Source organism: Amorphoplanes digitatis, from assembly GCF_014205335.1.
In the GTDB taxonomy this organism is placed as follows: domain Bacteria; phylum Actinomycetota; class Actinomycetes; order Mycobacteriales; family Micromonosporaceae; genus Actinoplanes; species Actinoplanes digitatus.
Window position 1 is genome coordinate 4,071,713 of record NZ_JACHNH010000001.1, and the last position, 13,325, is coordinate 4,085,037.

General features: G+C 70.7%; 13 protein-coding genes. 7 read left to right on the plus strand and 6 right to left on the minus strand.

Annotation, left to right across the window (positions count from 1 at the left end; all coding sequences use genetic code 11):
* Positions 1-34 precede the first annotated feature (34 nt).
* On the plus strand, positions 35-526 hold the full coding sequence (locus tag BJ971_RS17695) for a nucleoside deaminase (protein WP_184994365.1): 492 nt from the start codon (positions 35-37) through the stop codon (positions 524-526).
* A 30-nt stretch (positions 527-556) separates the two neighbouring features.
* On the opposite strand, the gene BJ971_RS17700 is transcribed toward BJ971_RS17695, so the two are convergent.
* Both BJ971_RS17700 and BJ971_RS17705 read right to left on the minus strand, forming a co-directional pair.
* Positions 557-895, minus strand: a complete 339-nt coding sequence (locus BJ971_RS17700; protein WP_184994366.1) for an immunity protein TriTu family protein — start codon at positions 893-895, stop codon at positions 557-559.
* 23 nt (positions 896-918) lie between these two features.
* On the minus strand, positions 919-1,479 hold the full coding sequence (locus tag BJ971_RS17705; protein ID WP_239087594.1) for a hypothetical protein: 561 nt from the start codon (positions 1,477-1,479) through the stop codon (positions 919-921).
* A gap of 206 nt (positions 1,480-1,685) precedes the next feature.
* On the opposite strand from BJ971_RS17705, the gene BJ971_RS17710 reads away from it, so the two are divergent.
* Positions 1,686-4,520, plus strand: a complete 2,835-nt coding sequence (locus BJ971_RS17710) for an NACHT domain-containing protein (RefSeq protein WP_184994367.1) — start codon at positions 1,686-1,688, stop codon at positions 4,518-4,520.
* Between the two features lie 182 nt (positions 4,521-4,702).
* On the opposite strand, the gene BJ971_RS17715 is transcribed toward BJ971_RS17710, so the two are convergent.
* The gene (locus tag BJ971_RS17715; protein WP_184994368.1) at positions 4,703-5,047 is read right to left on the minus strand and encodes a hypothetical protein; all 345 of its coding nucleotides are present in this window, start codon (positions 5,045-5,047) and stop codon (positions 4,703-4,705) included.
* 56 nt (positions 5,048-5,103) lie between these two features.
* Between BJ971_RS17715 and BJ971_RS17720 the strand changes: the two genes are divergently transcribed.
* Positions 5,104-5,595: a nucleotidyltransferase domain-containing protein gene (locus tag BJ971_RS17720; RefSeq protein WP_203709443.1), complete on the plus strand. Its 492-nt coding sequence runs from the start codon at positions 5,104-5,106 to the stop codon at positions 5,593-5,595.
* A gap of 2 nt (positions 5,596-5,597) precedes the next feature.
* On the opposite strand, the gene BJ971_RS17725 is transcribed toward BJ971_RS17720, so the two are convergent.
* Complete coding sequence (locus tag BJ971_RS17725) at positions 5,598-6,836, minus strand: sulfite oxidase (RefSeq protein WP_184994369.1); 1,239 nt, start codon at positions 6,834-6,836, stop codon at positions 5,598-5,600.
* Positions 6,837-6,987: 151 nt separating this feature from the next.
* Between BJ971_RS17725 and BJ971_RS17730 the strand changes: the two genes are divergently transcribed.
* Entirely contained in the window at positions 6,988-7,794 is an 807-nt protein-coding gene (locus BJ971_RS17730) for a hypothetical protein (protein WP_184994370.1), read from the plus strand.
* 5 nt (positions 7,795-7,799) lie between these two features.
* On the opposite strand, the gene BJ971_RS17735 is transcribed toward BJ971_RS17730, so the two are convergent.
* Both BJ971_RS17735 and BJ971_RS17740 read right to left on the minus strand, forming a co-directional pair.
* Entirely contained in the window at positions 7,800-8,099 is a 300-nt protein-coding gene (locus tag BJ971_RS17735; RefSeq protein ID WP_184994371.1) for a hypothetical protein, read from the minus strand.
* 25 nt (positions 8,100-8,124) lie between these two features.
* On the minus strand, positions 8,125-9,243 hold the full coding sequence (locus BJ971_RS17740; protein WP_184994372.1) for an aminopeptidase P family protein: 1,119 nt from the start codon (positions 9,241-9,243) through the stop codon (positions 8,125-8,127).
* Between the two features lie 824 nt (positions 9,244-10,067).
* Here BJ971_RS17740 and gadC point away from each other — a divergent pair.
* From gadC to BJ971_RS17755, 3 genes are read left to right on the plus strand one after another with little or no spacing between them, the layout of a single operon-like run.
* Positions 10,068-11,540 carry a glutamate/gamma-aminobutyrate antiporter GadC gene (gadC, locus tag BJ971_RS17745; protein ID WP_203709442.1) on the plus strand — a complete coding sequence of 491 codons (1,473 nt, stop codon included), beginning with the start codon at positions 10,068-10,070 and terminating at the stop codon, positions 11,538-11,540.
* On the plus strand, positions 11,537-11,974 hold the full coding sequence (locus BJ971_RS17750) for a hypothetical protein (protein WP_184994374.1): 438 nt from the start codon (positions 11,537-11,539) through the stop codon (positions 11,972-11,974). Before gadC ends, BJ971_RS17750 begins: the two co-directional genes overlap by 4 nt.
* Positions 11,971-13,323: a dipeptidase gene (locus tag BJ971_RS17755; protein WP_239087593.1), complete on the plus strand. Its 1,353-nt coding sequence runs from the start codon at positions 11,971-11,973 to the stop codon at positions 13,321-13,323. Before BJ971_RS17750 ends, BJ971_RS17755 begins: the two co-directional genes overlap by 4 nt.
* The last annotated feature ends 2 nt before the right edge of the window (positions 13,324-13,325 follow it).

Here is a 13,325-nt window from a genome sequence, read left to right on the forward strand (position 1 = left end):
GCGACGACGCCCAAGGTCGGTAGTCTGAGCGGTCATGAGCACAAACCCGGATGATCTCGTGCATCTGCGGCGGTGCGTGGCGCTCGCCGCCGAGGCCCTGGAGGCGGGTGACCACCCGTTCGGATCCGTTCTGGTGGGCCCGGACGGCGACGTCCTGGCGGAGGACCGTAACCGGGAGAACAGTTCGGCGGATCCGACCGCGCACCCGGAGCTGGCGCTGGCGCAGTGGGCCGCCAAGCATCTGCCGACCGACCGGCGGGCCGCCGCGACCGTCTACACGTCCGGCGAACACTGCCCGATGTGCGCTGCCGCCCACGCGTGGGTCGGACTCGGCCGGATCGTCTTCGCCGCGTCGAGTGCCCAACTCGCCGACTGGCGTTCCGGCTGGGGTCTGCCGGCCGCGCCGGTCGCGGTCCTGCCGATCACGGTCATCGCACCCGGCATACCTACCACCGGTCCGGTTCCCCCCTTCGACCAGGAGATGCGCACGCTCCACCACCGCGCGATGTCGCGCAATCCGATGTAGCGACCGCGGGAGGAGCGCATCCAGCAGCCATCACGGGGCAGAGTGGACAAAGGCGGCATCGGGAACGCGGCTGGCGGTCAGCAGAGCGCCCAGTTCGCCGAGCAGCACCTCAAGGTCGTCCAGTCCGGTCAGGTCGTAGTGCTTACTGATCGCCCTGTCATCGGAGACGCGGACGGCATCGAGCTCCGCTTCGCCGCTGATCCAGATCAGCACGCTGCCCAGCCAGGTCGCCGACTCGAACTCACTGACGACCACCGGCTTGCCGTGGTTCGGCGCGACCGGGCGGATCCGCCACTCGAGCCCCAGCCGTTCCCAGGTCTCCGCCCGGGCCGACACGGCCGGCCCCAGCGCATCGAGAGGAAAGTTCACGACCGGCACTATCGCATGACGCGTCAGTCGAACCAGTTGAACAACAGATCTCCGAGTCGAGCCGGACGGTGGTAGGCGACATCACGCCGCTCATCCGCCGTGAGCGCGTGCAGATGGCGCTCGCTGAGCGGTTCATCGAGCTCCGCCGGGCCGGCCACCTGGAATCCTCGCTCGGAGAAGACCTCGCTCCCAGGCACGGCTACGAACGCCACGACGATCTCCTGAGGGTCGGCTGCTTCGGCCGCGGCGACCAACCGCGCGGCCGCGTTGAACAGGATGACCCCTGCGACGCCGTCGCGGGCTTCCACTCTCACCCGGTAGTAGCTGCGGCCCGCAGCCGGTTTCTCGGCAGCGGCGCGGACAGCACCGCCGACGCTGCGCATCGCATCGTGCACGGCGGCGAGCCAGGAAGCACCCGCGGCGTGATCGACGTGAGGCTTTGTCACGCCCGGCTGCAACAGCCTGAGGATCTCCACGAGCTCATCGTCGAGCATCGCCTCGCGAAGGTCGAACCCGCTGTCGCGGCCGCGGGTTCGGACGAGCGCGGCGGGCGACGCTGCGGTGCTGGTTGCGGCGTCAGCCACGGCGCCGCGACGCGATCGCGCTGATCCATAATGCTTCGGTGGCCAGGCCTGGCCGGACTGCGGTCGTAGATCAATGAGACAGGCAGCCGGCCGGCCCGCCCGGCCGGCCGTGCAAATCGTCGGCGTAACCATCGAGGAAGCTCGCGCCGCCTCACGATCCAGCTGGACTAGGCGCGGCGGACCGTGACTGATAGCGTCACCTAGCCGTGACGTCGGGTATCGAAGCGACACTTTTCAAGGTCGTCGGCCGGGTAGTTGGCCAGCTGATCGGCGGGGTGCGACACCGGGCCCAGGTGCGTCAGCTGCGGGACGAAGCCCGTCCTTCGATGGCCCAGGAAACGGCCCATGACCTGCTGGGTGAGCTGTCGCCGGCCGAGGCCGCCGCGCTCGCGCGCTATCTGGCCTCGCCGGACTTCGAACAGGTCGGTCTACAGGTCGTGATCGCGCTGATGCACCCGTCGGCCAGGAACCGGCAGGAGCACCTGTCCTCGGTCCGCGAACAGATCCGGCAAGGCCTGCGGCTTGCCGTCGGCCTGCCACCGGAGCAGCTGCTCGGCATCACGGATGTCGTCCTCGACGCTACGCAGACTGCGGCCGGCCAGGCGAGCACGAAGCCGATCGGCGTGCCCGAGGCCGTCATCGCTCAAGGACACGTCGCGGCCGCAGCGGCACGCACCGGCGCGCTGCTCAGTCGGCTGGCCAGCCTCCGCGAGATACACGAGGAACTGCAACTCCTGCGATCGCAGACCGCTCACCTGCACTCGGAACTGCGGTTGCCACACGCAGGCACGGCACGCAACGTGCCATGGGACGACTTGTACGTCACGCCGGTGCTGCGTCAACAGCCCGAGGAGGAGTTGATCGTCGACACCGCGGTGCTGGCCGAGCCGGGGCAACGCCACGTCATCCTCGGCGACCCTGGCGCCGGCAAGTCCACGTTCGCTGAGAAGTTGGCCCACGACCTCGCCGCCGAACCGCACGGCACGGTCGTCCCCTTGCTGGTCGTCCTCCGGCAGTTCTCGTCCGCGTTGCAGGCCGGCGAGCGCACGCTCGTACAGCATCTTGCCGTCGCGGGGAAGGCGCCGTACAACGTCGACCTGACCCCTGAAACCGTTGACTACCTGCTGCTCAACGGCCGCGCCGTGATCATTCTCGACGGCCTCGACGAACTGACCGACGTAGCACTCCGCCGCCGCGTGGCGGAACTGGTCAAGGGATTCGTTCTGTTGCACCCGCTGGTACCGGTGGTCGCGACGTCACGGCGGGTCGGTTACGCCGAGGCCTCGCTTGATCCCGCTCTTTTTCGCACCTGCGCGCTGGCATCCTTCGACGCGGAACGCGTTGCCCTTTACGCACGGCGGTGGTTCGCCCTGGACGGCGGCTCCTCACCGGCGGAACGGGCGCGGCTCGCGGACGCGTTTCTCCGCGAAAGCACGTCGATCGAAGAACTTCGCAGCAGCCCACTGCTGCTGAGCGTGCTGTGTGCGATGTTCGCGACCGAGCACTACATTCCGAGCAACCGCGGCGAGGTGTATGAGCGGTGCGCTGTGATGGTGTTCGACCGGTGGGATCGGATGCGGGGCATCAGCCGGACGCTCGGCTTCGACGGCCGTGTTCGCGGCGCGGTACAGGAGCTCGCCTGGGTCCTGTTCACCGAATATTCGCCGCCTGAGCAGCCAAGAAGCCGGATTCTCCGAATCCTCGAGCGATACCTGACCACCAAGGGTTTCGACGACGACGAGGCGGCCGCGGTAGCCGCCGAGTTCCTCGACTACTGCGCCGGGCGGGCTTGGATCCTCGCCGAGGTTGGTTCCACCGCCACCGAGTCGATCTTCGGTTTCGCCCATCGGACCTTTCTCGAGTTCTTCGCCGCCGAGTATCTGGTTCGCATGGCGAGAACGCCGGAACAGGTCTGGAACGTGCTTTCGACTCCTGTGCGGGAGAACCGTTGGGAGGTGGTGGCGCAACTCGCGCTGCAACGTATCGATCGCAACGTCGACGATGGTGGCGACACGGTCCTGCATCTGGCGCTTGAAGAGATGGCCGAGGCGACCTCTGATGAGCAGGCCGCGTTGGCCCAATTCTGCTCCAGATCGCTTGGCGACGTGTGCGTGTCGCCCGTGCTGGTGGCTCGCCTAGTTGACATGGCGCTGGAGCGGGCGTGCAGGTTCGGCGAGGAGGACCGGTTCCTGGTAGCCCCGCTGAGCGAGGACTTCGGGGAGCTGGTGGCAGCCGACGGGCCACTGTACGACTTGATGTATCGGGCGCTCCCCGGCAATCTGCCATTCGTCCTCCGATGTTTGACCGATGCCCTCAGCAAGAGCATTGAGGCCGGGAACGCCATCGCACTCTTACTGGCCACCAATCTCAGCCGCGCAGTGGTTACCGAAGACGAGAGCCGGCGGGCTGTTTGGGCCAACCTGGCTGCCGAGCTTGAGGAACGGCACAAGGAGGCTGTCGAACGCTGGCGCCGTGCGTGGCCATGGGCCCGGATCCGCGATGATGCCGTCGCCGACGAGGTCATGAACCGACACGGTGTGCTGCCTTTCTATGTGTCGGACCTGGCCCTCTCCGGTGCAGGCTACCCGTGGGTGGTACAGCTTCTCGTCCAAGACGTGCTCGAACCTGCGGACGAGCCCAGCTCGTTGCCCGATGTCGCGCACGACGTAAGGGAACTGCTAGTGCGTCGACCAACTCCCTGGCTGCCGCCGTTGCGAGCGCAGAGCCCCACCCTGCCAGTGGGTCTGCCGACCTTCCCCGTACACCGGCTCCAGAATGATCCGATGCCTGAGACTGCGGGGGGTGACGACCTCGCCACGTGGCTGGTCCTCTTCCTGCCCTACCTGGAGTACGGGCTTACTTCCGGCGGGTACTCGGCCATTTGCAACCTGCTCCACGACGTCCGCCGACGGCATCAGCCGATTCCGCAGCTCCAGGAGTTGTTGCGTACCCGAGGGGTGCCGGATCACGTGCTCCGGTTCGTCCTTCGATGGGCCCGACAGGATGTTGATGTCATCGGCGAAACCGCCCTGCGCGAGTGACTTCGTGGGCGCAGCAGGCTACCCACTCCGATGAAAATGCCGTTGCAGCACTAACAGATGTAACGGTGGAGATGGGCGGTCGGCTATGTCTGCCCGCAGCGCTCGCCTCGCGGCTACCGGATGCCTGATCGAGCCGATGTGAAGTTCCGGCGTGCGGTAGCCGCGCGGCGCGGCGAGCGGTGCTAGAACTCGCCGACTCCGGGATGTTGGCCGGGGCCGTGGAACCGGGCGTCGTCGGGTTCGCCGATGCCGAAGCCGGCCGCGCCGGGTCCGTTCTCGGTCCGGGTGTCGGCCGGGGCCGGGCGGGTGCCGGTCCGGCCCTGCTTGAGCTGGAGGGCGGCGGCGGCCACTGCCGCGCCGCCGAGGGCGATCGCCACCAGGCCGAACACGACGCGCTGCGCGACGGTGACGGTGCCGGAGAGGACCAGGACGGCAACGATCAGGAAGGCGGCACCGACGAGAAGAAATCCGATGACGCCGGTGGTGAACGCTGTCCGCGACATGGTCGCCTTGCGCTGGCGTTCCATCTGTCGATGGTAGACACCGGCCCGTCCCGCGAACAAGGCGAAGCGGAACGAGTGTCATGATCGACTCTGTGGGTATGGCCGCCGGTGAGGTGCACGCGGTGCTGGACGCCCTGGCGTCCGCGGGGTGCCGGGCCTGGATCAGCGGCGGCTGGGGCGTCGACGCGCTGGTGGGCCGGCAGACCCGGGTGCACCGCGACCTGGACCTCGCGATCGCCGCCGAGGGGGAGGGTGCGGCGCTGGGCGTGCTCGGCCGGCTCGGCTACGTCATCGAGACCGACTGGCGGCCGGTGCGGGTGGAGGTCGCCGGGCCGCGGGGGCGGGTGGACCTGCACCCGCTGACGTTCGACGAGGCCGGCGACGGTCTCCAGGCCGGCCTCGACGGCGCCGTCTTCCGGTGGCCGCGCGCCGACTTCACCAGCGGCGTCATCGGCGGCCGCCGGGTCGACTGCATCTCGGTCGGCCGGCAGCTGCTGTTCCACAGTGGCTACGAGCCCCGGGACGTCGACCGGGCGGACCTCGCCCTGCTGCGCCGGCTCGCGGGGGAGTGAGCTCAGGCCGCGACGACCCGGTGGCGGACCACGGCGTCGAAGAGGTAGCCAAGTGAATTGTGGATGGTCGTGTCCGGCTGGGTGTTGCCGCGCACGTCCGTTGCCCGGGCCAGCAGCTCGTGCTCGCCCGCGGCCGGCCGCCAGTCGATCTCCCAGCGCTGCCAGGCCGCGCCCTCGCTGCCGCCGACCTTGCGGGCCCGGCGCCAGCGTGCGCCGCCGTCGGTGCTGACCTCGACGTGGCGGATGGCGCCGCCCGCCGACCAGGAGCGGCCGCGCAGCCGGGTGTGCTCGCCGGCGGGTAGCTGGGCGCCCTGGTCCAGCTCGAACGCGCTCTTGACCACCTGGCGGTCGAACGGCTGCCCCTCGGCGGGGTAGTCGGCGCCGAAGAGCCGGTAGAACTGGGTGTTCCACGGTGAGAAGAGCGGGGCGTCGGAGACCTCGATGGCACCCAGCCACTTGATCGAGGCGATGCCGATCCAGTGCGGCACGATCAGCCGCACCGGCCGGCCGTGGTCGGCCGGCAGCGGTTCGCCGTTCATCTCGTACGCGACGAGCACGTCGTGCAGCGCCTTGCGTACGGGCAGCGGGCGGCGCACCGGCCCGAGGTCGACGCCGCCGGTGACGAAGTTCGGGTCGAGGCCGGACGGCAGCACATCGACCGCGTTGCGGCCCAGGCCCGCGCGCCGCAGGACCGTGGACAGGCGCACGCCGCGCCAGCGGGCTACGCCGACGCCGCCGAGCTTCCAGGCGGTGCCGGACACCGACTGCCCCTGCTGGCTGGTGAAGTAGCTGCGGCCGTTGCCCGCGCACTCCACCGTGGAGGTGACGGTCTCGGACGGCAGGCGGCGCAGGTCGTCGTACGAGAATTCGACCGGGCCGTGCCGCAGGCCGGCGCCGAAGATCCGCAGCCGCCAGTCCGCCGGCTCGATGATCGGGGTGCTGGTGTGGTTGCGGACGGAGAAGCGGTCGATCGGCACCAGGTAGCCCTGGTCGGCCATGGCCGACCAGCGCATCTCGGCGTTGGTGCCCAGGACCGTGAACAGCTCGGGCGGCAGGGGCTTGACGATCGGTCCGGCGGCGGCCCGTGCCGGGGTTGCGGCGGCGGTCGCGCCGGCCAGGCCGGCGCCGATCGCGGCGGTCAGCCTGAGCATGTCCCGGCGGGAGAAGCCGCCGGCCTCGCCGGCCAGCCACTGACGCAGCCGCCGCCGGTCGTAGGCGCCCTCGTCCAGCATCTCGTCCATCGGCTTCGCTCCCTCTCGCGGTGCCCGCGGCGGCGGGTAACGAGCATGGTAAGCCCATAGGCCAGATAGGAGAAGAGGTATGGCTGGCCCTACCCGAGGACTCCGGCCAGCACCCTGGTCCCCGCCGGCCGCGCCCGCCTAACCTGCGGTGATGCGTGGTCACCTCGAACACTTGCGAGCCGCACTGCTCGCCGCCCTCACCGCGACCCTCGTCGCGGCCTTCGTGGTCGGACCGCGCCTGCTCGCGGCCCTCGGGCCGGGCGGCGGCTTCGACAGCGAGCGCGAGCTGTCGGCGGCCCTGGGCGCGGAGTTCCCCGGTTACTGGCGCTCCGGCGGCCGCGACCTCCCGCCGGGCCTGGACCGGGCGGTCGACTACTGGTTCCGCTACCACGTCGCCAAGGCCGTGTTCGCCGCGCTCCTGCTGATCGTGCTGGTGGCGCTCGGCGTTCTGCTCTGGCGGGCGTTCCGGAGAGGCGGCCGCGGACCCCTGCTCGCGCCGGCCGGCGTTGTCGTCGTCGCGCTCGGGCTGTTCGCCACGGTGGCGCTGATGGCCAACATCCAGGGTGCGGCGGCACCCTTCGCCTCGGCGCTGCCGATGGTGGCGTCCGGCGGGGATCCCGCCGGCGCGCTCGATCAGGTACGGCGGGAGCTGGACGCGGCCGCGACCGGAGGCGGCCGGTTCTCGCCTCCACTCGCGGTGATGATCGGTGACTTCGCCCGCTTCCACGTGGTGCTCGCGGTGGTCGCCGCGGTCGTGGCGGCCGTGCTCATCGGCGTGAGCGCGGTGCTGTGGCGGCGGTTCGCGGCCGCCGACCGGCGGACCGGGCGGGTGCTGGGGTCGTTCGGTGTCCTGTCGGCGTTGTCGTCGCTGGTCCTCGTCGTCGTCGCCGCGGCGAACGCGAGCACCGCGGCGGATCCGGCGCCCGCGTTGCTGGCGTTCTTCAACGGCGGTTGGTGAGGGGGTCAGGCGCCGTCGGAGCCGATCTCCGGCGGGATCGCGAGGGGGTGACGCTCGTCGTCGCGGGCGGCGACCCGCTCCATCTCGCGCACGTACTGCCGGCGGGTGATCGCGGCGGCCACCAGCTGGGCGACCAGCACGCCCTCGAGGCTGCCCGGCTCCGGCCGGGACCCGGCCGTGGCCGGCCCGATCCGCTCGTGCGCCGGGCGGGCCTCCGGGTCCGGGGAGGTGTCCTGGACGATCAGCCAGATCGTGTACGCGCATGTACAGGCCACAAATGCCGTGAGCAGCAGCAGGAACAGCATCGCCAGCACCTCCGGGCGTCCAATGTCAGGAGACGATGTGCATCTCGTGGCTCGTGCCGTTCAGCCGGCGCCCGCCGTCCGCGGTCACCGTCACGATGTCCTCGATGCGTACGCCGAAGCGGCCCGGCAGGTAGATGCCGGGCTCGATCGAGAAGCACATGCCGGGAACGAGCGTGCGCGTCTCGCCCTCGACCATGTACGGCGGCTCGTGGGTGGTCAGGCCGATCCCGTGGCCGGTCCGGTGGATGAAGTACTCGCCGTAGCCCGCGTCGCCGATCACCTTGCGGGCCGCGCGGTCGATCTCCTGGCAGGCGACGCCGGGGCGCACCGCCTCGAAGGCGGTCTGCTGTGCGCGGCGCACGATCTCGAAGACCTCGCGCTCCTCGCCGGACGGCGGCCCGACGTGCACGGTGCGGGTGGTGTCCGAGCCGTAGCCGTCCTTGAGGCCGCCGAAGTCGAGGACGACCATGTCGCCCTCCCGCACGACGCGGTCGCTCATCTCGTGATGCGGGTTGGCGCCGTTGGGCCCGGAGCCGACGATGGTGAAGTCCACCGTGTCGTGCCCGTGCTCGCGCAGGAAACCGGCCAGATCGGCGGCGATCTCGCGCTCCTGGCGCCCGGCGAAGCGCACGCCGACGATCTGCCCGTACGCCGCGTCCGCCGCCGCGCCGGCGGCGGCGAGGCGGTCGATCTCCTCGGCGTCCTTGATGGCGCGCAGCATCGGCAGCGTGCTGGTCATCGACGTGTATCCCGACCCGGGCAGCACCTCCTGGAGGGCGAGCAGGTGCATCGCCCACGCCGCGTCGGAGACGGCGTAGCGGCCGTCCGGGTCGAGCAGGCGCGCGGTCCGCGCGTACGGGTCGGTGCCGTCGGCCCAGTCGGTCAGCGACACCGCCGAGACGCCGTCGGCGCGCTCGGCGTCGCCGCGTTCCAGGGCCGGGACGATCATGGCCGGGTCGCGCCCGGCACCGAGCACCAGCAGCGTGATCCGCTCGGTGATCGCGGTCGGCTGGTAGCCGGTGAAGTAGACGAGGTCGGGGCCCGGCGTCACGAGCAGGCCGGTCAGGCCGGCGTCCGCCGCCTGCGCCACGGCGCGCTCCATCCGCTCGGTGAAGTCCTTCGGGGTGAACTGGCGTGCCGTCATCGGCGAACACCTCCGGTACTGCGCGTGCGGATGCCGGGCCGCCGCCGGCATCCGGTCGCCGGTCCTCCCGGCGCCGCCCGGCCGGCCACTCGAAACTCTGTCGCCGACATGGGTTCTCCTCGCCCCGGCCGCGGCCGCGTGCGGCCCCGCCCGAGCACTCAAGGCCGGTCGTTCGCGCCCGGCGGCCAGGCCGGATTCCGGACACCGGCGCCCTTGCAGCCTCACGGCTGATCGGAAGTACCAGCATCGCCCGCAACGGATGATTCGACCCCAGCGGCCGTCCGGGCGCCGTGGATCGGCGGCGGGCCCACCCGACCCATCAGGCCGACCGCGCCTCGTGCGGAACGCCGGGCGGAATCGGCCTGTCTCCGGTGAGCCTTTCAACCTGGCCTGTGCCGGCGCATCCGTGCCGTTTCCCTGCCAGGAGTTGCCGCCCGGCCACGTTGAAAAAGGCTCACTGTTCAGCCCCTGTATATCAGCTCCGGCGCCGGCGGGAGCCCCAAGCGCGGGGCTTGCTACCGGCTCGGCCCTGGCGAGGCACGCCGGCGGGCCGGAACGGGCCCGGAGTGCGTAGATCACCCGCATGGCTGCCTTCGCGTGGATCATGCCGCGCCCGTTCGCCGGCGGCGTGATACTCGGCCCGGGGATCGATGTCGACCAGCTAACCCGCTGAGGATGAGGCGGGTTCCATGTCGGCCGCCGATGATACCGCTGGACCGGCTGCCGGGGCTCTGGCGCCGGAGTGTTCGCAACGCCCGGGCGGCCGCCACCGTGGCCGGTCCGGCGGCGCGGTGTTCTGTTCAGGAGGCAGCAGTATGAGTGCGATGGACGGACCCGCCTCGCGGCCGGCGGCGACGCCGGCGTCGGCGGCAGACGACGGATCGAAGACACCCAAGAAGGTGATGGCCTACATCTCCTGGGTCGCACTGGCGTTGATGACCACCAGTTCCGTAGCCAGCCTCCGGCCGTCGCCGACCATGGCGGTGTACGGCCTGGCCAGCATCTTCCTCTACGTGGTGCCGGCGCTGGTGTTCCTGCTGCCGACCTCGCTGGTCTCGGCGGAACTCGCCTCCGGCTGGACGGGCGGCGTCTACAACTGGGTCAGCCTGGGCATCTCCAAGCCTATGGGCTTCCTGGCCATCTGGTGCCAGTTCGCCATGACCATCTTCTACTACCCGAGCCTGCTCGGCTTCGTGGCCAGCACCCTGGCGTACGTGATCAACCCGGACCTGGCCACGAGCGGCGTGTGGACCGCGATCGTGATCATGGTCTGCTACTGGACCGGCGTCTGGGTCTCGTCGCGGGGCACCGGCTCGGTGGCCGGCCTGGCCAGCGGCGGCCTGATCATCGGCACGCTGGTACCGGGCACGCTCCTGGTGATCCTCGGTGTCGCCTTCCTCGGCCAGGGCAACGAGTCGGCGGCGCCGATGACGGCGAGCAACCTGCTGCCGGCCTGGGCCGGACTGTCCAGCCTGGTGCTGATCGTCAACAACTTCCTGTCGTACTCCGGCATGGAGATGAACGCGGTGCACGTGTCCTCGCTGCGCAACCCGGGCCGAGAGTTCCCCCGGGCGATGTTCCTCGCGATGGGGCTGGTTCTGCTGATCTTCATCCTGCCCGCGCTGGCCATCAGCTGGGTCGTGCCGGCCGAGCAGCTCTCGCTCACGGCCGGGGTCATGCAGGCCTTCGACGCGGTGTTCGCCGAGTTCGGCACGCAGTGGCTCACCCCGATCCTCGGGATCATGCTGGTGGCCGCCTCGCTGGGCGGCATGCTCACCTGGCTGGCCGGCCCGTCGCGGGGCCTGCTGCTGATCTCCCGGCAGGAGGGCTACCTGCCGCCCTTCCTCCAGCGGCTCAACAAGCACGGCGTGCAGCAGAACATCCTGGTGACCCAGGGCGCGATCACCACAGTAATCGCGCTCGCGTACGCGTTCATCCCCGACGTCTCCAGCGCGTACTGGATCTTCTCGGTGATCACCACCCAGGTCTATCTGATCATGTACCTGCTGATGTTCGTGGCCGCCGTGCGGTTGCGGCGCAGCCAGCCCGACCACCCGCGCGGCTACCGCGCGCCGATGCTGACCGCGCTCTGCGGCATCGGCTTCGCCGCGTCGCTGGCCGCGCTGCTGATCGGGTTCATCCCGCCGTCGCAGTTCGGCTCCGGAAGCGTCGGCTTCTACCTGGCGGTCGTCGCCGGCGGCGCGCTGGGCCTCGGCCTGCTGGTGCCGTTCCTGTTCTACAAGTTCCGCAAGCCGTCCTGGAAGATGGCGCCCACTGATGAGGAGTCGCTGGCATGAACCCCTCTGTCGCGCACACGAGTCATCGCACGGTCTACCTCATCTTCGGCGTCGCGTTCCTGCTGCTGACCGGCATCGCCCTGCTCACCTTCCACAGCGCGGAGGAGAGCCGCGAGGCCGACGCGAAGGCCGACCAGCTGATCAGCGAGCTCACCGCGGCCGGTGCGCGCGCACCGTCGCAGGAGCAGATCGCCCGCGTGCTCGGCGACGACGGCGGCGCGGTCTGCGCGAACGCGGGCGAGGCGCTCAGCCGCGGCGTGCTCTACAGCCAGATCACCAACGGCGCCGCCGGACCGGGCCAGCGGCCGGTCATCGCCGACAGCAAGGTCGTACAGGGCCAGTTGCTGATCATGAAGGTCTACTGCCCGGACAAGGTCGCGGAGTTCCAGCAGGTCGTGGACGATCTCGAGTTCGACGACGTGGCCGCCCGGTGACCGCCGTGGAGCTGCGCCGCCGCGTCGCCGACCTGATGGGCCAGGCGCGCAGCGACCTGGCCGAGCTGGTCGCGATCCCGTCGGTCGCCGACCCCCGGCAGTTCCCGCCGGAGGAATGCGCGCGGGCGGCCCGGTGGGTGGCCGACGCGTTCACCTCCGTCGGCTTCACGGGCATGGGCCTGCACGAGACCGCGGACGGCAGCTCCGCCGTCTACGGCGAGCGCCCGGGCACCGACCGGGACGCGCCGACGGTCCTGCTGTACGCGCACTACGACGTCCAACCGCCGCTGGACGCTGCGGCCTGGCGCACCCCGCCGTTCGAGCTGACCGAGGCCGGCGGCCGCTGGTACGGCCGGGGCACCGCCGACTGCAAGGGCAACATCGTCATGCACCTCACGGCGCTGCGCGCGCTCGACGGGCCGGTGCCGGTGAACCTGAAGGTCGTCGTGGAGGGTTCGGAGGAGCAGGGCACGGGCGGGCTGGAGGACTTCGTCGTGCACCACCCCGACCTGCTGCGCGCCGACACGATCCTGGTGTGCGACACCGGGAACGCGGCGGTCGGGCTGCCGGCCGCCACCGTGACGCTGCGCGGCATGGTCAACGTCGTGGTGACCGTCGAGGCGCTCGCCGGTGAGCTGCACTCCGGGATGTTCGGCGGCGCCGCACCGGACGCCCTGGCGGCGCTGGTGCACATCCTGGCGACGCTGCGCGATCAGGCCGGCAACACCACCGTCACCGGCCTGGACCACACTCAGACGTGGACCGGTGAGCCGTACCCCGCCGATCGGTTCCGGGCCGACGCGGGACCGCGCGACGGCGTGGCGCTGCTGGGCGACGGCACGGTGTCGGACATGATCTGGGCCCGGCCGGCGCTCACCATCCTGGGCATCGACTGCCCGCCCGTGGTCGGCTCGGCGGCGGCGATCCAGCCGCGCGCCCGGGCCCGGCTCAACCTGCGGGTGCCGCCGGGCACGGACGCCGTCAAGGCGCAGGACGCGCTCATCGCGCACCTCCAGGCGGCGGCGCCGTGGGGCGTACACGTCACTGTGGAGAGCGAGGCCGTCGGCCAGCCGTTCGAGGCGCGCACCGGCGGCCCCGCGTACCGGGCGCTGTCCTCGGCCATGGACGAGGCCTTCGGCCGGCCGATGACCACGCTGGGGCAGGGCGGCTCGATCCCGCTCTGCAACGTCTTCGCCGACACCTACCCGGACGCGGAGATCATCCTGATGGGGGTCGAGGAGCCGCAGGCGCTGATCCACGCCCCGAACGAGAGCGTCGACCCCCGCGAGATCGCCGACATGGCCCTCGCGGAGGCGCTGTTCCTGCAGCGGTACTCCGGCGGTCGTTGACG